Source organism: Streptomyces sp. NPDC090021 (assembly GCF_044748225.1).
In the GTDB taxonomy this organism is placed as follows: domain Bacteria; phylum Actinomycetota; class Actinomycetes; order Streptomycetales; family Streptomycetaceae; genus Streptomyces.
The window spans coordinates 109,293-128,461 of the sequence record NZ_JBIVFO010000019.1; the positions used below are offsets into that span (position 1 = coordinate 109,293).

Genomic DNA, 19,169 nt, shown 5'->3' on the forward strand with positions numbered 1-19,169 from the left:
GGGCGGTGCCGGCGGCGGGGGCGGTCTGGGCAGTCGTCACGGGATCTCCTGAACGTCGCTGCGGATCGCGGTCGCGGTTCGCGGTTCGCCCAGGCGCGCGGCAGTCGACGCCACCGGAGGTCCTCGGGTGCGCCGGGCCGCTCCCCGGTGGTGATCCACCCGAACGCCAGTCACGGCCCGCCGACCACTGTAGTCCACCAAACCGGTGGTCGCCCGGCGCCCGACCTGCGACGATCAGTACATGACGCGCACTTTCGACCATCTTGTCGCCGAGGCCGAGTCCGTGTCCGTGGACGGCTGGGACTTCTCCTGGCTCGACGGGCGGGCCACCGAACAGCGTCCCTCGTGGGGCTACCAGCGCCTGATGGCCGAGCGCCTGGCCCGGGTCCGCTCCGCCCTGGACATCCAGACCGGCGGCGGCGAGGTCCTCGCCGGGTCCGGGCCCCTGCCGCCCCTGATGGCGGCCACGGAGTCCTGGCCCCCCAACGTCGAGCGGGCGACCCGGCTGCTGCACCCGCTGGGCGCGGTGGTGGTCGCGGACGCCGACGAGCCGCCCCTGCCCTTCGGCGACGAGGCCTTCGAGCTGGTGACCAGCCGGCACCCGGTGACCATCTGGTGGGACGAGATCGCCCGGGTGCTGACACCCGGCGGCACGTACCTCTCGCAGCAGGTCGGCCCGGCGAGCGTCTTCGAACTCGTCGAGTACTTCCTCGGGCCCCAGCCCGAGGAGGTCCGGCGCGCCCGGCATCCCGACGACGCCGCCGCCGACGCCGCCAAGGCTGGTCTGGAGGTCCTCGACCTGCGCTCGGAACGACTGCGCACCGAGTTCCACGACATCGGAGCCGTGATCTACTTCCTGCGGAAGGTGATCTGGATGGTGCCCGGCTTCACGGTCGGGCAGTACCGGGACCGCTTGCGCGAGCTGCACGAACGGATCGAGCGCGACGGCCCGTTCGTCGCACATACCGCCCGTTTCCTGATCGAGGCCCGCAAAACGGACTGATGTGGAGGGCGACGGATCCACGCCCGATCCGGTTGCCCTGCCGTAGCGTGGCGCAGGTCACTCAATTCAGCGCGTAACGAATCGACTCGGGCAGGCGATGAACCGACAGGTGTCCTCGCGCGGCCCGGAATACAGACCCCCCTCGGGTCTGTTTCCCGAGTTCGCGCGATGATGTCCCGCCCACCCCTTATCTGTTCGCAACGAGAGGCTCCTTGTGTCGCTCAGCCCGTCCCGTACGTTCCCTCCGGAGATCGCCGAATCCGAGGCCCTCGTCGCGCTCGTCGAGCGCGGCCGCGAGCAGGGTCACATCAACGGTGACGACGTGCGCCAGGCCTTCGAGGCCGGCCGCATCCCGGTGGACCAGTGGAAGCGGGTCCTGCGCAGCCTGAACCAGGTCCTCGACGAGGAGGGTGTCGCCCTTCACGTCAGCGCGGCCCCCGCCACCAAGGCTGCCGCGAAGAAGCCCCGCAAGGCTGCCGCCGCCCCCGCCCGTACCGTGACCAAGAAGGCCGCCGCCGCGCCGCGCCCCATCGGTGCGCGCAAGACCGCGGCCACCACCGTCACGTCCACTGCCTCGGCGATATCCGCTCCGTCGGCCGCCGCGGCTGCGGAGGCGGCGGCGCCGGCCGAGGCCGCCGCCGAGCCGAAGAAGCGCACGGTCAAGAAGACCGCCGCCAAGAAGACCGCCGTGAAGAAGACCGCGGCGGCGAAGAAGACCGCCGCCAAGGACGCCGACGAGGGCGAGAACCCGGCCGTCGAGGGCGAGGACTGGGCCGCCGAGGACCTCGTCGACGAGGCCGAGGAGGAGGCCCCCAAGGCCGGTGCCCAGGGCTTCGTGCTGTCCGACGATGACGAGGACGACGCCCCGGCGCAGACGGTCATGGTGGCCGGTGCCACCGCCGACCCGGTCAAGGACTACCTCAAGCTGATCGGCAAGGTGCCGCTCCTCAACGCCGAGCAGGAGGTCGAGCTCGCCAAGCGCATCGAGGCCGGTCTCTTCTCCGAGTACAAGCTCGAGGAGGAGGAGGACCACAAGCCCGCCTTCAAGCGCGAGCTGGAGATCCTCGTCGAGGACGGCCGCCGGGCGAAGAACCACCTGCTGGAGGCCAACCTCCGCCTCGTGGTCTCCCTCGCCAAGCGCTACACCGGCCGCGGCATGCTCTTCCTGGACCTGATCCAGGAGGGCAACGTCGGCCTGATCCGCGCCGTGGAGAAATTCGACTACACCAAGGGCTTCAAGTTCTCCACGTATGCGACCTGGTGGATCCGGCAGGCGATCACGCGCGCCATGGCCGACCAGTCGCGCACCATCCGCATCCCCGTCCACATGGTCGAGATCATCAACAAGCTCGCCCGCGTGCAGCGCCAGATGCTGCAGGACCTCGGCCGGGAGCCCACTCCGGAGGAGCTGGGCAAGGAGCTCGACATGACCCCCGAGAAGGTCATCGAGGTCCAGAAGTACGGCCGTGAGCCGATCTCCCTGCACACCCCGCTGGGTGAGGAGGGCGACAGCGAGTTCGGTGACCTCATCGAGGACTCCGAGGCGGTCGTGCCGGCGGACGCGGTCTCGTTCACCTTCCTCCAGGAGCAGCTCCAGTCGATCCTGGGCACGCTCTCGGAGCGCGAGGCGGGCGTGGTCTCCATGCGCTACGGCCTCAACGACGGCCAGCCGAAGACCCTCGACGAGATCGGCCGCGTGTACGGGGTCACCCGTGAGCGCATCCGCCAGATCGAGTCGAAGACCATGTCCAAGCTCCGCCACCCGTCGCGCTCGCAGGTCCTGCGCGACTACCTCGACTGAGTCGATACCCCCGCGAAGCCCCCGCACCGCCGTCCGGCGGTGCGGGGGCTTCGTCATGACGGCCGTGCGCCCGGACTGCTGACGGCCGTCAGGTGAGGCGGAAGCCGATGACGATGGAGCCGGCGGGCAGCTCGTAGGAGCCGATCCGGCGGCCGAGGATCAGCGAGTAGAAGGCCTTCTGCACGTCCGGGCCGGCGGCGTTGAGCTCGTCTGTGGACGCACCGCGCACCGCCCGGCATCCGGTTTCCCGGGTGCCGGGCCCGGCGCCCCGTCCTGCCGTACCGCCCTCGCGGGTCAGCCGGCCGAGCGCTGCCTGCGGGCCGCCATGACGGCGTAGACGGCGACGCCCGCGAAGAGGAAGAGCACGCCCTGGTAGACGGCGGCGTATCCGGAGCCGGCCACCAGCCACATGGAGAAGCCGAAGGCCAGGACGGCGAGGGCGCCGTCGCGGACCAGGCGTCCCCGGTGGACGCGCTCGCCCTGGCCGGAGAGCAGGAAGTAGATCTGCGCGGCGGTGGAGAGCAGGTAGGGGACGGTCGCGGTGAAGGTGGTGACGAGGACCAGGATCTCGAAGACGCCCTCGGAGCCGGCCGTGTAGTTGTAGACGGTCAGGGCGGAGGCCAGGGAGGTCGTGACGACGACGCCGACCACCGGGACACCGCGCTGCTTCCTGCCGAAGGCCTGCGGGAAGAGCCCGTCCTTGGCGGCGGCGTACGGGGTCTGGGCGCTGAGCAGGGTCCAGCCGTTGAGGGCGCCGGCCATCGAGATCACGGCGGCGCAGGCGACGAGCGTGCCGCCCCAGGTGCCGCCGAACATGGCGTTGACGGCGTCGGTGAAGGGGGCTTCGGAGGTGAGCAGCTTCTCGTGGGCCACGAGACCGAAGACGGAGAGGGTGCCGAGCAGGTAGACGACGGCCGCACCGGTGGTGCCGAGGATCGTGGCGCGGCCGACGTTGCGGGCGGGATCGCGGACCTCCCCGGCGCTGACGGCGGCCGACTCCACGCCGAGGTAGCTGAAGAGGAGGATGGCCGCGGAGGCGGAGAGCGCGCCGGCGGGGCTCTGGCCGGTGGCCTGGAACGGGCCGAGGTTGGCGGGGTCGAAGAAGAACAGCCCGCCCACGGCGACCAGCAGCAGCGGGGCGAACTTCAGCACGGTGGCGACGAGTTGGACCGCGCCGACGTAGCGGGTGCCCGCCAGGTTGGCGAGCGCCGGAAGCCACTGCATGGCCAGGGCCGCCAGGCACATGGACCACTTGTGCTCACCGATGGCCGGGAAGAGGACGGAGAGGTAGCCGACCGATGCGACGGCGAGGGCCGCGTTCGACACCCAGGAGGTGATCCAGTAGCTCCAGGCGGCGAGGAAGCCGGCGAAGTCGCCGAAGGCGGCGCGGGCGTAGACGTACGGGCCGCCGGTCCGGGGGTGGCGGTGGGCGAGACGGCCGAAGACGAGCGCGAGGGCGATGGCTCCGAGCGTGAGGATCGCGAAGGCGACGAGGCTGATGGTGCCGAAGGGAGCGACGGAGGCGGGGAGGAGGAAGATTCCGCCGCCGATGATGTTGCCCATGACCAGACAGGTCGCGACGGGCAGGCCGAAGCGTCGGGCATGGGGGTCGCGGCCCTGCTCGGGGGATGCGGTGGCCTCGGGGGGTGCGGTGGCCTCTGCGGGCAGGGCTGCGGTGCTGGTCATCGGTGGTGCGCCTCGGGTCGTCTCACATGGTGGGCGGGTCGACACATGGTCGGCCACCCTGCGGGACGCACCAAATCAGCGGGTTTCGTCCCGTGCGGACACGCCGTCGGACGGAAGGATTCCACCGAGCGGGCCTTCCGGCGGGGAATCCTTCGGTGCCCCGCGCGAGGTCTCCCGTCCGGCCGTCTCCGCGTCCCGGGCGGGCGCGGCGGCGGCATCCCGGCCGGGCGCGGCGGCGTCACGGGCGGGCGGGGCGGCGGCGTCCCGGGCGGGCGGGGCGGGCGCGTACCGTCCCGCGTGGAGGGGCGCCGGCTCCTCGTCCAGGGGTGCCGCGGGCTCCCCCGCCCACCCGTGCTCCGGCGGAACCACCGGGATCTGGGGGCCGTCCGTCTCGGCCAGCCAGCGGCGCAGTACGCCGTGCACCGCCTCCGCGCCGACCGGCTCCTCCCCCGGGTCCGACAGTTCCGTGGGCCACATCAGGAAGGGGCGGCCCTGCGCCCCGCCCAGGCCGCCGTGCGAGCCGATCTGCTCCTCGAAGGCGTGCACCGCCCCCGTGTCCGGGTCGTACGCCGAGTTGACCATGATGTCGGCCACGTGCGGGAAGGAGTCGGTCCGGCGGACGGCCGCGGCCGCGCCCGGACCGAAGGCCGCGAGCAGCTCCTCCGCCTCGCCCGGCACGTCCAGCCGGGCCTCGGCCCCGCCCGGGCCCAGCACCACCCCGTCCACCAGCAGGAAGCCGACACCCGGATGGTTCGCCAGGGTCGCCAGCAGCGCGGGATGCGCGCGCTCGATGCGGGCCCGGGAGGCCCGGCCGGGCATGTCCGGGAAGGAGATCAGCGCAAGGTTGCCGGAAGCCAGCACCACCGGGTCGGAACCCGGCCCCGGGAGCGCCTCCTCGTCCTCCTCCACCGGCCGGTGGAGGGCCGCGAGCACCGCCGCGCGGGCCTCGGCCCCGCTGCGGGTACGGCCCGCCCTGCGGGAGACGGGCAGTCCGCAGCCCGCCCTCACCAGGTCCTTGAGGGTCAGCCCGTACCGGGCCAGGAAGGTCTCCCCGGGGCTCTGCCCGTGGTCGGAGAGCAGCACGATCCGGTAGGGGCGGGGCGCGTGCTCGGCGACCCGGGCGATCAGCGCGAGGCTGCGGTCGAGGCGCTCCAGTACCTGGTCGGTGTCCCAGCCGCGCGGGCCGGAGTGGTGCGCGACCTCGTCGTAGGCGACGAGGTCGGCGTAGACGACGGTGCGGCCCGCGAGCATGTCGCCGATCACGGCCGCCACGACCACGTCCCGTTCGACGACGGTCGCGAAGGCCCGGATCAGCGGATAGAGCCCAGCGCGCGAGACCCGGGGCCGGTCCCCGCGGATCCGTGCCCGCAGCGACTGGACGATCTCGCGGATCGTGTCGGCGACGAAGGACAGGGCCGTGCGGACGGCGTTGGCCGGGTCGGAGAAGTACGCGAAGTAGCCGGCGCGGGACCGGTTGGCACGGCCGCGCCGCGCCGACACCGAGAGGACCAGCGCCAGCTGGTCCGCGCCGCCGCTGAAGAGGTTGCCCCGGCTGGCGCCGTCGAACGTGAGCAGCCCGCCGCCACCAGTGCGCGCGACGGCCCGCCGCTGGAGCTCCGCGGCGCTGGTGGGCCGGTTGCAGACCATCACCTCGCCGGTGTCCTTCTCGTACCAGCGGAAGGCGGGCACGTCGAAGGTGGAGCCGTGCAGGATGCCGAGCTGGCTGGCGCCGGTCTGGCTCGACCAGTCCGTACGCCAGGAGGTGATGCGGTGGCTGTGCTCCAGCAGGCCGGCGACGGTGGGCATCAGCGCGCTGTTGCAGGCGTCGCGCAGCACCTCGTAGCCGACCCCGTCGAGCTGGAGGACCAGCAGTCCGGGCACGGCCGGACCGGTCCGGGGCGCCGCCCCGTCGCCCTGCCGCCGTCGGCGGCGGTCGGCCAGCCGGTAGAGCCTGCGCCGGTACGCCTCGTCGTCACGCACCGCGAGGGCGGTGGAGGTCGCGGAGGCCACGGCGGACATCACGGCGGCGACGACGACCGCGGTCTCGGGGGCGGCCTCGCCCCGCCCGTCGGGGATCAGCCGGAGCGCGAGCAGCAGGAGCGAGCCGTTCAGGAAGAAGACGAGCAGCCCGAGCACGAGGGCGGGCACGAGCAGCAGGGCCCGTACGAGCACCGGCCAGACCACGGCGCTCAGCAGGGCGAAGGCTCCGGCGCCCCAGGCCGCCGTGATGCCGATCCGGGTGATGCTGTCGCCGTCGTCGGACTGCAGCCGGAAGTCCGGGAGGATCCCGGCCAGCGCGAGCATCGTGAGGGTGGACACCGCCCAGACGAGGATCACCCGCACCAGGGTGCTGCCCGTGCTCCGCCACAGTCGTCGCCGCACCGTGCCACCCCCTGGGTCGTCTCCCCCTCCAGGCTCGCACAGCGCGGGCGGCCCGGCCGGACGACGGCGTACGGGGGCGGGGGGTGCGTGGTGGGGCGGTGCGTGGGTGTGTGGTGGGGCGGTGCGGGGCCGGGGGCGCGCGCCGGGGCGCCGTCGCCGCCGTCAGGTGCCGTCAGGTGCCGTCAGGTGCCGTCAGGTGCCGTCAGGTGCCGTCGTAGCCGGCCGTCGGCATGGACAGCCGGCGGTGGACCTCGGCCTTCATCGCGGAGGTGTACCGGGGCTCTTCGCCCCCGGCGGTCTCCAGGCGTACGCCGCGCCGCTCGCACTCGGCGGTGAACTCCTCGACGCAGCGCAGCGCCCTGGCCAGCACCCGGTGGTTGGCGGCGACGAACAGGCCGACCCGCCCGGCGGATATCTCCGACCAGAACCCGCAGTGGTCCGCCCGCATCCCGTAGACCAGCAGCTGCTGGGTCACGACGTAGCCGCGGTCGGCCGCCCAGCGCGCGCACACGGCCTGCTGGCCGCGGGTGTCCACGGCGAAGGGATCGGCGTCCAGGTCTTCGAGCGGGGCCAGGCTGGCGATCGCGGCCACGCGCAACTCTTCCATGCCGCCGGACCCTACTCCGATCCGCCGCCCGAGAGGAGGGGCTGCCGGGTTCTGGTTCCCGCCCGGCGGCGGGAGCCGTCGGCCCGGCATGATGGGGAGAACACCCCGAGGCTGGCGGGACGGCGAGGGAGGGAGTGCCTGGTGCCGGTGGACATCACCTGGTGGGGCCATGCGACGTGCACCGTCGAGGATTCCGGGGTGCGGCTGCTGACGGACCCGTTGTTCGCGCGGCGGCTCGCGCACCTGCGGCGTCGCCGCGGGGCGCTCCCGCCGCCCGAGGCGGCGGTGGCCGACGTGGTGCTGGTGTCGCACCTGCACGCGGACCATCTGCACCTGCCGTCGCTGGGGCGGCTCGCGCCCGGGACCCGGCTCGTGGTGCCGCGCGGGGCGCGGCGGGCGGTGCCGGGTCTGGCCCGGCTCGCCGGGCTGCGCGGGCTGGTGGTGACCGAGGCCGCGCCGGGCGAGGAGGTCCACGTGGCGGAGGGGGTGCGGGTCCGGGCGGTCAGCGCCCGGCACGACGGGCGGCGCCTGCCGTTCGGGCCGCACCTGGCACCGGCGCTCGGCTATGTGGTCCTGGGCGCCGCGCGGACGTACTTCGCGGGGGACACCGGGCTGTTCGACACGATGGCCGAGGAGGTGGGGCCGGTGGACGTGGCCCTGCTGCCGGTGGGCGGCTGGGGTCCGTACCTGGGGCCAGGGCACCTGGACGCCGCGCGGGCGGCGCGGGCGCTGGCGCGGCTGGCGCCGGCGGCGGCGGTACCGGTCCACTACGGGACGTACTGGCCGGTGGGGCTGGACGCGGTGCGGCCGCACGAGTTCCACGCGCCGGGTGGGGAGTTCGAGCGGCATGCGCGGCGGTCGGCGCCGAAGGTGACCGTGCGGGTACCGGGCCACGGTGAGCGGGTGCGGCTGCCGTGACGCTGCGCGACCTCACCGCGGTGGCCGTGGCGGCGACAGCGGCGGCCGGCCAGGTGCCGCCGGAGACCACCCAGCGGGCGGTGGGCTACCCGGCGCTGTTCGTGCTGGTGGCAGCGGGTGCGCTGGTCCCGGTGATTCCCACGGGTGCGCTGGTGAGTTCGGCGGCGGTGGTGGCCTTCCATCACCAGTCGCCGCCGTACGGGGTACTGCTCGTGGTGGCGGTGTCGGCGCTGGCGGCCTTCACCGGGGACCTGGCGCTGTACTGGCTCGGTCAGCGCGGGGTACGGTCGCGCAACGGCTCGCGCCGGCTGGAGGCGCTGCGCGCCCGGGCCACGCCCGAACGGCTGGAGCAGGCGCAGACCAGGCTGGACGAGCACGGGGTCATGGTGCTGGTGCTCTCCCGGCTGGTTCCGGCGGGGCGGATCCCGGTGATGCTGGCCTGCCTGCTGGCGGAGCTGCCGCTGCGCCGGTTCGCCCGCGGCGACGCTCCCGCGTGCCTGGCCTGGGCGGTCACGTACGGGCTGATCGGCATCCTGGGCGGCTCGCTCTTCTCGGAGCCGTGGAAGGGCGTGGCCGTGGCGGTCGCCCTGACCCTGCTGATCAGCGCGGCGCCGGCGATCCTGCGCCGCCTGCGGCGCTAGTGGGGTCTGGGGCTGCGGGGCTTGGGGCTGTGGGGCGGTCGGTCGAGGGCGGGAAGGCGAGGCCCGTCGGTGTGTTGAGGCCGGTGGTGGGGACGACGGCCGGGCCGCTCCCGTCCGCGGCCACCCGCACCATCCGGTCGTTGAAACTGTCGGCGATGAAGCACCCGACCACCCTCAAGGTGCTGCAGCTCTTCGTCCGCAACACGAGCGGACGGGCCCGGCACCACTAGGGGGTGTCCGTGCCGGGACCGGCGTCGCGTCCGGGACCGGGATCCACGGCCGCGGCCGTAGCCCCGCCCGGGGCCGGGGCGGGGTTGGGGGCGGGGGCGGGGGCGGGCAGGGTGCGCGAGGCTCCGACCGGGAGGTCCCAGAGGTCTTCGCGGGGCAGCGCCGCCCGCGACCAGGCGGCCAGGGTGCGGTGCAGGGGCTCCATGACCGGTTCGGCGGAGAGCACGAATGCGGCCCAGTGCATGGGGGCCATCCGCCGGGCTCCGAGGTCGAGGCAGGCCTGGACGGCTTCCTCCGGGTCGGCGTGGACGTCGCCCAGCCACCAGCGCGGGGCGTAGGCGCCGACGGGCAGGAGCGCGAGGTCGATCCCGGGGTGGCGGCGGCCGATCTCACGGAACCACCGGCCGTAGCCCGTGTCCCCCGCGAAGTACACCTTCCTCGGGAACGGGCTCAGGGTGTCGGTGAGGATCCAGCCGCCCCACAGGGACCGGCAGGTGTCGGTCAGGGACCGCTTCGACCAGTGGTGGGCGGGAACGAACTCGAAGCGTACGCCGTCCAGTTCGGCCGCCTCCCACCAGTCGAGGTCGGTGACCGTGGTGAAGCCGCGGCGGCGGAACCAGCCTGCGAGGCCCGCCGGGACGAAGAGGGCGGTGTCCCGGGGCAGCCGCCTGAGGGTGGGGGCGTCGAGGTGGTCGTAGTGGTTGTGGCTGATCACGACCGCGTCCACCGGCGGCAGGTCCTCCCAGCGCACCCCCACGGGCGTCATCCGGGCCGGGGTGCCGAGGATCCGGCGGGACCAGACCGGGTCGGTGAGCACCGTCAGCCCGCCGGTCCGCACGATCCAGCTGGCGTGCCCGGCCCAGGTGACGGACACCTCGCCGGCAGCGGTCACGGGCAGCGGGCCCGGCGCGTACGGCAGGTCCGGGATGCCGCGCAGCCCTTCGGGGCCGGGCCGGAAGGCGCCCTCGCGGGCGAGCCGGGCGAAGGCCCGGACGCCGGGGAGCGGGGTGGTCAGCCGGTCGGCGAACGAGCGGGGCCAGCGGCGGTGTGCGCCGAGCGGCCGCGGGGCGGAGGGGCTCGGCGCCGCCCGGGTGACGGCCGGGCGGTCGGCCCCGTCGGAGGGGGCGGCCGGGGCGGGGGCGGGGGCTTCGTCCGTCCGGTCCCTCATCGAGAAGTCTCCGTTCACCTTGGTCGCGGGGGCCGGACGGGCCGGTGCGGTCCGTCCGGGAGGAGAGGCGGGGGCCGGCCCGTCGGGGAGGAGCCGGCCGGGAGGAGCCGGCCGGGAGGTCAGGCCAGCCCGGCCAAGACGGATCCGAGCAGGTCCAGGGCGTTGCGCACGTGCGGGAGTTCGAGGGGATCGCGGGCGGTGAGTGCGGCCAGCCGTTCCTCGGGGGTGGCGCCGAGCAGCGGCCCGGTGGACAACCGGACCCGCAGTGCGCCCAGTTCGTCCGCGAACCGCTGCCCGCCGGGGGTGGGCGCGCCGAGCCTGGCGCCGAGCCAGTCCTCCAGTTCCATGGCGTCGCCGACCCCGTGCCGGGCGAGCCCGGCGCGCAGCGGGCCGAGGTCGGCGTAGAGGTGCCGACCGGCCTGCGGGGGCCGGGCCAGGGCGCCCGCCGCGCGGATCTCGCGGTGCGCCGCGGCGGCCACCCGGCCGTGCAGGCGGGCGGCCGCGCGGGCGCGTGCGGCGACGGCGTCGGGTTCGTCGAGGGCATGCGCCGCCGCCCCGGCGACGGGCCCGGCGACCATCGCGCCGGTGGCGGTGAGGACGTCGAGAGTGTGGGCGTGCAGCCGGGCCCCGTGCGGGGTGCCGGGGAACCGGACGACGGCGGCGGGCCAGCCGGCCGGCAGCAGCGCGCCGGACAGGTCGACGAGGACCGCCGTCCGGTCGGGCAGCATCTCGGCGGGGCTCAGGACGAGGTCGTCGTGGGGCCGGTGGACGGTGTCGCGCCAGCTCTCGTCGCTGACGACGAACAGCCCGGCGCTCTGGGCGGCCTCGCACGCCTCGCGCACCAGCTCGGGAGGGGGCACGGTCGCGGTCGGGTCGTCGGCCACCGACAGCAGCAGCACCCGTGGTTCGCCGCCCTCGGCGCGGACCCTCCGTACGGTCTCCAGCAGGGCGTAGGGGTCCGGTACGCCGCCGCACTCGGCCGGGGTGGGCACGTGGTAGGCGCGTCGCCCGAGCAGCCTGACCTGGGGGGTCCACCAGGCGGGGCAGGGCCGGGGCAGCATCACGTCGCCCCCGTGGGCCCCGAGGAGGGCCAGGAGCAGCGCCGGGGCGCCGGGGCCGGCCGCCACGTTCCCGGGGGAGGTGGCCAGCCCGCGCCTGCCCCAGTGCCGGCAGGCGGCCTCGCGCAGGGAGGTGCCGCCGCCGGGGGGCTGGGGGGAGGAGCGTGCGGCGGCCGCGCCGAGGAGGGAGACCAGCTCGGGGAGCACGGGCAGGCCCGGCTGTGGCGCGGGCGGGCCGTAGCGGACGGGGCCGCGGCCCTCCGCCGTCGTGCGCTGCATCCCCGCCACCGCTGCCCGCCTTCCGCGTCCGTCGCGCCGCACTCCGCCGACCCTGACCTTTATACGATTGTTTGGCCGAGCATGCCCGTTATCGGATGCCGTCCACCGGTCATCCGGTCTCCTCGCCTCAGCCCTTGCGCCCGACCATCGCGAGCAGCCGGGTCTGCGCGTCCGCGCCCGCCGGGACCTCGACCGGCTCGGCGAACATGCCGCTGGCCGCGAGTCCGTCGGCGTACGGCATGACCTCTTTGATCGCGAACTCGACGAGGGCGTCGGGGAGACGGTCGTCGACGCCGATGCCGCGGCAGAGGTCCCAGGTGTGCACGACGCAGTCGGCGGTCAGCTCCGAGCAGTACGCCGAGCCGCGTGCGGGCCCGTAGGACAGGTGCACGGTCCGCTCCAGCGCGCCGGACGCGGCGAAGGCGGCGTGCGCGGCGCCCGAGGCCCTGTCCCACGCCGCGACCGGGTCGTCGCCCAGCACGTCCCCGGAGAAGGCGTCGCCGAGTTCCGCGACGGTGCGGCCCTCGGTGATCAGCGGCGGAATCCAGAGCTGCTCCCCGGTGACGTGGCCGACCAGGTCCCGCACGGTCCACTCCGTGCACGGGGTGGGCGCGCCCCACTGGTCGTCCTTGATGTCGCGCACCCGCTCACCGAAGAGACGCAGCGCCTCGGCATGCCGTTCGAGCAGCGCGTCGGACATGGCTCCCACCGTCCTCCACCAGGGGTGACCTCCCCCTGGAGCCACTCTCCTCGCACCCGACCCGCCGTGCCACCGACCCGGCCGCCCGCCTTGGCGGACAAGAGGGCTGTCCATATGCCGGAACAGATATCTCAGATGTCGAACTGATCCTCTACGGTGGCGGCAACGCTTCGACGAGGAGGGGCAGGTACCGCCATGGACGCCACGAACGCCACCGGGGAGAGCGCCGTCTACACGCACGGCCACCACGAGTCGGTCCTGCGCTCGCACCGCTGGCGCACGGCCGAGAACTCCGCCGCGTACCTGCTCGGCGAACTGCGCCCCGGAATGGCGGTGCTGGACGTCGGCTGCGGCCCGGGCACCATCACGGCGGACCTGGCGGAGCTGGTGGCACCGGGCGGCGGCCGGGTCACCGCCGTCGACGCGGCCGGGGGCGTCCTGGCGCAGGCCCGGGCCCACGTGGCGGAGCGCGGGCTGGACGGGGCCGTGTCCTTCGCCGTCGCCGACGTGCACGCGCTGGACTTCCCGGACGACTCCTTCGACGTGGTCCACGCCCATCAGGTGCTCCAGCACGTCGGGGATCCGGTACGGGCGCTGCGCGAGATGCGGCGGGTGTGCCGGCCGGGCGGGGTCGTCGCCGCGCGCGACGCCGACTACGCGGCGATGACCTGGTACCCGGCGACGCCGGGCCTGGACGCGTGGCTGGACCTGTACCGGCGGGTGGCCCGCGCCAACGGCGGCGAGCCGGATGCCGGCCGCCACCTGCGGGCCTGGGCCCGGCAGGCCGGTTTCACCGACGTGACCTCCTCGGCCACGGCCTGGTGCTTCGCCACCCCGGAGGAGACGGCGTGGTGGTCCGCCCTGTGGGCCGACCGGACCAAGGCCTCCGCGTACGCGGACGTCGCGGTCCGCGGCGGCCACGCGACGACCGGCGACCTGACGGCCGCCGCGGAGGCCTGGCACGCCTGGAACGCCTCCCCGGACGCCTGGTTCTCGGTCCTGAACGCCGAGATCCTGTGCCGGGTCTGACCCTGGAGCACCTCAACGTCCGGGGCCGCCACCTGGTGATATAGCGTGCGCACGTCAACGACCACCGCGCCCCCGCCCGCACACCGGAGACCACCCCATGACCGAAGCGCCCCAGCCGACCGCCCCGCCGGCGCCGCCGACCCGGAGCCGGAAGGCGGGCATCGCGAAGATCGCCCTCGCCGCCGGTGCCGTGATCGCCCTCGCCGCCGTCGCAGTGACCTGGTTCGTCAGCCGCGACAACCTCGACCGGGCAGCGGCCGGCGACTGCCTCACGAACCAGGGGAACCTGATCTCCCCGGACATGCGGCTGGTCGGGTGCGGCACCTCGGACGCGGAGTTCAAGGTGGTCCGGGTGTTCGCCGACACCAAGGACCACTCACGGTGCCAGGGCCTGGCGGACTTCGGCTTCAACGAGGAGCTCGACAACAACAAACACCGGTCCGGCAAGCAGTTCATGCTCTGCCTCGACGGGATCAAGAAGTAGCCGGCCGCATGCGGAAGTCGTAGGAGGGCGGCAGGGGGCAGTCGGTGAGGGCGGACCACGGGTCGGACAGGGTTTCCTCACCCTCCCGCAGGTCGGGGAGTTCGAAGCCGTCCTCGAAGAGCCGGCGGGCCGCCCGCGCATGGCCCTCCGCCGCGAGCAGCCGGGCCGCCAGCAACCGGAAGCGGCCCTGCTCGCGCAGGGCCGGCCGGAGCCGGTCCCAGACGGCGCGGGCCTGCGGCAGCCGGCCCGCCGCCAGGAGCGCGGCCATCGCCTCCCGGCCCAGCGCCGACTCCGCCGCCGTCCACGGACCGCCCCCGCGGCTCTCCGCGGCCAGGTCCTCGAAGCCGTCGGCGGCCCGCGCCGCGTCGCCCGCCAGCTCCTACTCACTGATTAGGAACGGTTCCGCGGACCACCACCGGTCAGGATGACGCGAAGGCCCCCGCCACCAGGTCCGCGAGCAGCGCACCCGCACGGCCGTCCGGGTCGAGGTCCGGATCGTAGACGGTGACGTTCAGCCCGACGCACCGCGGTGACCCCACCAGGACGCGCAGCAGTTCGGCGACCTCCTGCGGGAGCAGGCCCCCGGGGTCGGGGCTGTCCACGGCCGGCATCACCTCGGGGTCGAGCACGTCGGCGTCCAGATGGACCCAGAACCCGTCGGTGACGGGCGGGTGCAGGCCGTCCAGCGCCGACCGGGCGAAGGCGGCGGCGCCCCGGCGGCGGATCTCGCCGACGGTGGCGGCGAAGATCCCGGCCTCCGCCAGCTCCGGGAGGTCCGCGTCCCCGTCGCGCATCCCGAACAGCCGGACGTCCTCGTCCCGCAGGTACGGGGCGAGCCCCTCCAGGTCGCTGAGCGAGGGCTGCCCGCGGCCGGTGGCCAGGGCCAGTTCCTCACCGCCCGCGGCTCCGACGGGTCCGTTGACGGCGGTGTTGCCGGGGTGGCGGAAGTCGGCGGAGCCGTTGACGGCGGCCAGGCCGTAGCGGCCGGTCCGGCGCATGGCGAGGGAGGCGCCGAGCTGGATGGAGCAGTCCCCGCCGAGGACGACGGGGAACTCCCCTGCCCGCAGGTGGCGTTCGATCCGGTCGGCGAGTGTGACGGTGTAGGCGGCGAGCGCGTCGGCGTTGAAGACGCCGTCGCCCTCCACCCAGTCCCCGCGGTCGTAGCGGGGCGGGACCACGACGCCTCCCTCGCGCGCCCCGAGCCTGCTCAGCAGGCCCTGCTCGCGCAGGGCGCCCGCGAGCTTGTAGACACCGGGGACGGCCCCGGGCGCGGGCGGCCGCAGACCGAGGTTGGACGGGGCATCGAGCAGTACCAGGGTGCGCATCCCCTCATCCTGCGCGATCCGGTGCCGCGACGGCGGCGATCGGCCCGAGAACCCGCAGCGACGCGGTCCGGCCCCGGCCCCGGCGCACGCGCCGCCGGGGCCGGGGCCGGACCGGGCGAGAGGCAACCGCCCCTTCGGAGGCGGAGGCGACGGCAACGGCGACGGAAGCGTCATCGGGCGCGTGGCATCTCGGCGGTGACGGCCCAGCGTTCGTGGTCGCGCCAGGCTCCGTCGACGTGGAGGAAGTCGGGCGAGAGGCCCTCCAGCCGGAAGCCGGCGCCGCGGACCAGCGCGATCGAAGCGGCATTGCCGGGCTGGACGTTGGCCTCGAGGCGGTGCAGGCCGAGGCCCTCCCCGGTGGGGGCGAAGGCGTGGTCGAGGACCAGGCCGAGGGCTTCGCGCAGGAGGCCCCGGCCCGCGGCGTGCGCGAAGGCCCCGTAGCCGAGGGCCCCGCACCGGAAGGCGCCCCGCACGATGTTGTTGACGTTGACGAAACCGGCCAGGGCTCCGGTGCCGATCTCGCACACGAGGAACCCGGCGCGGGCGTCGCCCTCGGTCAGCCGGGTCGCGTAGGTCTCGTACTCCTCGATGGTGGCGGGCGGGAACAGCCAGGGGCGGTGGAGGTCCCGGCTCTCGCGCACGCGCGCGGTGAACTCGGGCCCGTCGGCGATCCGGTAGGACCGCAGGCCGACGCGCTCGCCCTCCCGGACGTAGCTGGAAAAGGTCATCGCCCCAGGCTAGGTGTGTGGCACGATCAAGTTGTGATCATGGACGAGACGAGCGCGGCGCTGCGCCGCCGGGCAGCGCTGAACAACGCCGGGTGGTGCGACGCCGTCTGCCGCGCGCACGGCCTGTCGCCGCGGTACGACGGCGGGGACCTCTGGCTGAGCACGGTACGGACACCGCCTCTGTACCCCGATGCCGTGACCCTGGACCCGGGCGTCGAGGCGGCGAGCGTGCTCCCGCCCATCGACACCGGCTCCCCCGGCTGCTCGGTGAAGGACAGCTTCGCCGCCCTGGATCTGTCCGGGGACGGCTTCGAGGTGCTCTTCGAGGCCCAGTGGATCCATCGTCCGGCCGGGGCGCCGGTCCCGGCGGCCGACCCGTCCGCGCCCCAGTGGTCCGAGGTCCGCGACGCCGCCGAGCTGGCGGCCTGGGAGGCCGCGTGGGACGGCGAGGAGGCCACCGGGCTGTTCCGGCCCTCCCTGCTCGGCGGTGACACCGTCTTCCTCGCCGGCCGCGTCGGCGACCGGATCGTCGCCGGGGCCGTCCTGCACACCTGCGCCGGCGCCGTCGGCGTCTCCAACCTGTTCGCCCGGGACGGGATCGGCACCGACACGGCCTGGGCGGGCGCTCTGACCGCGATCGCGGCCCGCCGTCCGGGCCTGCCCGTGGTCGGCTACGAGCACGGCGAGGACCTGGACAGCGCCCTGCGCAGCGGATTCACCGGGATCGGCCCGCTGCGCGTCTGGCTGCACACCGCCTGAGGCGCAGCGCTGAGGCACCCCTTTCACCGCTGATCGTCCGCGATCCTCGTACCGAACTCCCTGGCGAAGCGGACCGCCCGTCGACACCGATCCCGAGGTGACCTACGAACGCGGCTCCTGCTACTACCCGTTGGGAACCCGGGTCCAGGTCCAGGCCGACAAGGAGGTGATCGTCGTCGAGAAGGAGACCGGCCGCGCCTACACGGGCGACGCGGCACGCAGCCTGCTCTTCGGTACCGGAATCCAGGGAACCGTCTCGGTGAAGGCGGGCCGCAATCCCGCACTGGAGGTCTATGTGCAGAGCCGTTCGGCGAGCAGGAAGCCCAAGGCGCACACGCGCCTGCTCGTCCTGGTCTGAGATTCACGAAGAGTCCAGGGGAAGCCTCGGGACATCGGTGCGTTCGCATCCGAAGACCTGTGCGTACAGCGACAGTTCGGCCTCCAGCGCCCGCACCATCGTGTCGGCGCGGCGGAAGCCGTGCCCCTCGCCCTCGAAGGCCAGGTAGGCGTGCGGCACCGGACGGCCCCGCATCGCGGCCAGCAGCCGTTCCGCCTGGGCCGGTGGGCAGACCGGGTCCTCCAGCCCCTGGAGCAGGACGAACGGCGCCGTGATCCGGTCGGCGCGGGCCACCGGGGAGCGTTCGCGGCACAGGACGGCGAGGGTCTGCGGCGGCCCCGCCAGACCGTCGATGTAGCGGGACTCCAGATCGTGGGTCTCCTCGGCGAAGCCCAGCAGGTCCAGCACCGGGTAGATGATCGCGGCGCAGGCGTACAGGTCGGTCGCGGCCAGCGATGCCGCCGCCGTCCAGCCGCCCGCGCTGCCGCCGCGGATGGCGAGCCGGGCGGGGTCGGCGGTCCCTTCGGCGGCCAGCGCCCGTGCCACCGCAGCGCAGTCCTCCACGTCCACCACGCCCCACTGTTCGCGCAGCCGCTCCCGGTAGGCGCGGCCGTAGCCGGTGGAGCCGCCGTAGTTCACCTCGACCACACCGATCCCGCGCGAGGTGAAGTAGGCGATGTGCAGGTCGAGTACGGGCGGCACGTGGTCGGTGGGCCCGCCGTGCGCCCACACCACGTACGGGGGCAGTTCGTCGGCCGGGGCCCGGCAGGCGGGATGGTGCGGCGGGTAGACGTGGGCGTGGATCTGCCGGTCGTCCGGGCCGAGGAAGGTGCGGCTCTGCGGCTCCGGGTAGTAGGCCGGGTCCACCGGGTCCGCGCCCTGCGCGCCGACCACCCTGGCGTGTCCGCCGGCGGTGTCCAGCTCGACCACCTCGTAGGCGCTGCGCGGGCTGGCGGCGACCCCGTAGACCCGGCTGCCGTGCACGGCGAGCGTCGGCTGCCAGGCCGTCCACGGGCCGGCCGCGTCCACCAGGTCGCCGCTCTCCGGGTCCAGGATGCCGAGCACCGAGGAGCCCTGGCCGTGCAGTACGGCGACGAGCCCGTCGGGGAGCGGGGCGATCCAGCGCAGTCCGGGCTTCCACAGCGCTCCCCCGAACTCCTCCTCCCGCAGGCACAGGTTGACGGCCCACCCCGTGTCCGGGTCCACCCGGTACGGGTTCCACCAGCCGCCGCGGTCGCTGACCGCGAGGAGGGTTCCGTCGGCCGTCCAGTCCACCTGGGCGACGGACTCGTCGGGGCCGCCGAAGACCGTCCGCGCGCCGGACAGCTCCCCCTCCGCGGTGACCTCGGCCAGCTGCAGCTCGGTGCCGTCCCAGGGCATCAGCGGGTGGTCCCACACCAGCCAGGCCGCACGGCGGCCGTCCGGTGAGAGCCGCGGTCCGGTGGTGAAGCGGTGCCGGCCGTCCGTCAGCTCCCGTACGGCCGCACGGTCCCCGGCCGCCGACCCGTCGAGCGGTACGGCGGCCAGGACCCGGCGCACATCGGTCGGGGCGGGCCCGGTGAACTCCTCCAGCACGCACCACACTTCGTCCCCGCGCAGCACCGGATCGGCCCACCGCAGCCCGCCGCCGGTGCCGGACACCGGGGTGAGGGGCCGCGGGTCCGGGGCACCGGGCGCGTCCGGCTCGTACGCGTACAGCCGCTGGTCGGCGAAGTGGACGAAGACCAGCAGGGGACCGCCGGTCGTCCGCTCGGCCCCCGCCCAGGGCAGTCCGCCGTACTCGGTGACCCGGCTGCGCACGTTCCACGGCGCGGGCAGCTCGCTGACCTCGCTCCCGGCACCGGAACCGGCGGCGCGGCGGCGCACCAGCGTGCGGCGGCCCGCCTCCTGCGGCCGGGGCTCGGTCCACCACACCTCGGGGCCCACCGTGCCGATGTACTCGGGCCGGCCGTCGCGGGAGGCCGCGAGCCCGGCGTCGATGGGCGAGGGCCAGCTCCCGTAGGGCAGGGTCTGCGCGGAGGGCATCACCGGGCCCC

The 19,169-nt window shown here is 74.6% G+C and carries 18 protein-coding genes, 2 pseudogenes and 1 riboswitch; of the genes and pseudogenes, 9 read left to right on the top strand and 11 right to left on the bottom strand.

All coding sequences use genetic code 11. The features are described 5' to 3' along the window. Positions 1 to 80 precede the first annotated feature (80 nt). Positions 81 to 184, bottom strand: a riboswitch (ZMP/ZTP riboswitch). A 57-nt stretch (positions 185 to 241) separates the two neighbouring features. After that, complete coding sequence (locus tag ACIPXC_RS17575) at positions 242 to 1,003, top strand: methyltransferase domain-containing protein (protein WP_401618553.1); 762 nt, start codon at positions 242 to 244, stop codon at positions 1,001 to 1,003. A 214-nt stretch (positions 1,004 to 1,217) separates the two neighbouring features. Then, a complete protein-coding gene (locus ACIPXC_RS17580; protein WP_401618556.1) occupies positions 1,218 to 2,804 on the top strand; it encodes an RNA polymerase sigma factor in 1,587 nt (528 codons plus the stop codon). Positions 2,805 to 2,907: 103 nt separating this feature from the next. Here the strand turns inward: ACIPXC_RS17580 and ACIPXC_RS17585 are convergent. The 4 genes and pseudogenes from ACIPXC_RS17585 to ACIPXC_RS17600 all read right to left on the bottom strand — a co-directional run. Continuing rightward, a pseudogene (locus ACIPXC_RS17585) lies at positions 2,908 to 3,015 on the bottom strand (MoxR family ATPase); the annotation flags it as partial. Positions 3,016 to 3,098: 83 nt separating this feature from the next. Continuing rightward, positions 3,099 to 4,490: an amino acid permease gene (locus ACIPXC_RS17590; protein WP_401618559.1), complete on the bottom strand. Its 1,392-nt coding sequence runs from the start codon at positions 4,488 to 4,490 to the stop codon at positions 3,099 to 3,101. Positions 4,491 to 4,565: 75 nt separating this feature from the next. Next, positions 4,566 to 6,794 (bottom strand): alkaline phosphatase family protein, encoded by a 2,229-nt coding sequence (locus ACIPXC_RS17595; protein ID WP_401618644.1) that lies wholly within the window; start codon positions 6,792 to 6,794, stop codon positions 4,566 to 4,568. 280 nt (positions 6,795 to 7,074) lie between these two features. After that, complete coding sequence (locus ACIPXC_RS17600; RefSeq protein ID WP_401618561.1) at positions 7,075 to 7,479, bottom strand: hypothetical protein; 405 nt, start codon at positions 7,477 to 7,479, stop codon at positions 7,075 to 7,077. A 141-nt stretch (positions 7,480 to 7,620) separates the two neighbouring features. Here ACIPXC_RS17600 and ACIPXC_RS17605 point away from each other — a divergent pair, with 141 nt between their 5' ends. The 3 genes from ACIPXC_RS17605 (at position 7,621) to ACIPXC_RS17615 (ending at position 9,268) form a co-directional block, all read left to right on the top strand. Next, positions 7,621 to 8,397, top strand: a complete 777-nt coding sequence (locus ACIPXC_RS17605) for an MBL fold metallo-hydrolase (protein WP_401618563.1) — start codon at positions 7,621 to 7,623, stop codon at positions 8,395 to 8,397. Then, a complete protein-coding gene (locus tag ACIPXC_RS17610) occupies positions 8,394 to 9,038 on the top strand; it encodes a DedA family protein (RefSeq protein WP_401618566.1) in 645 nt (214 codons plus the stop codon). The genes ACIPXC_RS17605 and ACIPXC_RS17610 overlap by 4 nt, the downstream gene beginning before the upstream one ends. Positions 9,039 to 9,121: 83 nt before the next feature. Further along, entirely contained in the window at positions 9,122 to 9,268 is a 147-nt protein-coding gene (locus ACIPXC_RS17615) for a hypothetical protein (protein ID WP_401618569.1), read from the top strand. Here ACIPXC_RS17615 and ACIPXC_RS17620 read toward each other — a convergent pair. The 3 genes from ACIPXC_RS17620 to ACIPXC_RS17630 all read right to left on the bottom strand — a co-directional run bounded on the left by ACIPXC_RS17620 (position 9,265) and on the right by ACIPXC_RS17630 (position 12,471). Then, positions 9,265 to 10,434: an MBL fold metallo-hydrolase gene (locus tag ACIPXC_RS17620; RefSeq protein WP_401618572.1), complete on the bottom strand. Its 1,170-nt coding sequence runs from the start codon at positions 10,432 to 10,434 to the stop codon at positions 9,265 to 9,267. The two genes, ACIPXC_RS17615 and ACIPXC_RS17620, sit on opposite strands and share 4 nt — an antisense overlap. Positions 10,435 to 10,553: 119 nt before the next feature. Next, a complete protein-coding gene (locus ACIPXC_RS17625; RefSeq protein ID WP_401618575.1) occupies positions 10,554 to 11,771 on the bottom strand; it encodes an aminotransferase class I/II-fold pyridoxal phosphate-dependent enzyme in 1,218 nt (405 codons plus the stop codon). Between the two features lie 127 nt (positions 11,772 to 11,898). Beyond that, positions 11,899 to 12,471, bottom strand: coding sequence for a TIGR03086 family metal-binding protein (locus ACIPXC_RS17630; protein ID WP_401618578.1), 573 nt, complete (start codon positions 12,469 to 12,471; stop codon positions 11,899 to 11,901). 195 nt (positions 12,472 to 12,666) lie between these two features. Here ACIPXC_RS17630 and ACIPXC_RS17635 point away from each other — a divergent pair, with 195 nt between their 5' ends. Both ACIPXC_RS17635 and ACIPXC_RS17640 read left to right on the top strand, forming a co-directional pair. Beyond that, positions 12,667 to 13,500, top strand: a complete 834-nt coding sequence (locus tag ACIPXC_RS17635; protein WP_401618581.1) for a class I SAM-dependent methyltransferase — start codon at positions 12,667 to 12,669, stop codon at positions 13,498 to 13,500. Positions 13,501 to 13,597: 97 nt separating this feature from the next. Continuing rightward, on the top strand, positions 13,598 to 13,984 hold the full coding sequence (locus ACIPXC_RS17640) for a hypothetical protein (protein WP_401618584.1): 387 nt from the start codon (positions 13,598 to 13,600) through the stop codon (positions 13,982 to 13,984). Here ACIPXC_RS17640 and ACIPXC_RS17645 read toward each other — a convergent pair. From ACIPXC_RS17645 to ACIPXC_RS17655, 3 genes are all read right to left on the bottom strand, one after another. After that, the gene (locus tag ACIPXC_RS17645; protein ID WP_401618587.1) at positions 13,974 to 14,252 is read right to left on the bottom strand and encodes a hypothetical protein; all 279 of its coding nucleotides are present in this window, start codon (positions 14,250 to 14,252) and stop codon (positions 13,974 to 13,976) included. The two genes, ACIPXC_RS17640 and ACIPXC_RS17645, sit on opposite strands and share 11 nt — an antisense overlap. Positions 14,253 to 14,403: 151 nt before the next feature. After that, entirely contained in the window at positions 14,404 to 15,309 is a 906-nt protein-coding gene (locus tag ACIPXC_RS17650; protein ID WP_401618589.1) for an arginase family protein, read from the bottom strand. A 170-nt stretch (positions 15,310 to 15,479) separates the two neighbouring features. After that, a complete protein-coding gene (locus tag ACIPXC_RS17655; RefSeq protein WP_401618592.1) occupies positions 15,480 to 16,037 on the bottom strand; it encodes a GNAT family N-acetyltransferase in 558 nt (185 codons plus the stop codon). A 39-nt stretch (positions 16,038 to 16,076) separates the two neighbouring features. Here ACIPXC_RS17655 and ACIPXC_RS17660 point away from each other — a divergent pair, with 39 nt between their 5' ends. Then, positions 16,077 to 16,796: a hypothetical protein gene (locus ACIPXC_RS17660; RefSeq protein WP_401618594.1), complete on the top strand. Its 720-nt coding sequence runs from the start codon at positions 16,077 to 16,079 to the stop codon at positions 16,794 to 16,796. A gap of 79 nt (positions 16,797 to 16,875) precedes the next feature. Then, positions 16,876 to 17,154: pseudogene (locus tag ACIPXC_RS17665) on the top strand (VWA domain-containing protein); the annotation flags it as partial. Positions 17,155 to 17,157: 3 nt separating this feature from the next. Here ACIPXC_RS17665 and ACIPXC_RS17670 read toward each other — a convergent pair. After that, complete coding sequence (locus tag ACIPXC_RS17670; RefSeq protein ID WP_401618597.1) at positions 17,158 to 19,158, bottom strand: prolyl oligopeptidase family serine peptidase; 2,001 nt, start codon at positions 19,156 to 19,158, stop codon at positions 17,158 to 17,160. Between the last annotated feature and the right edge of the window lie 11 nt (positions 19,159 to 19,169).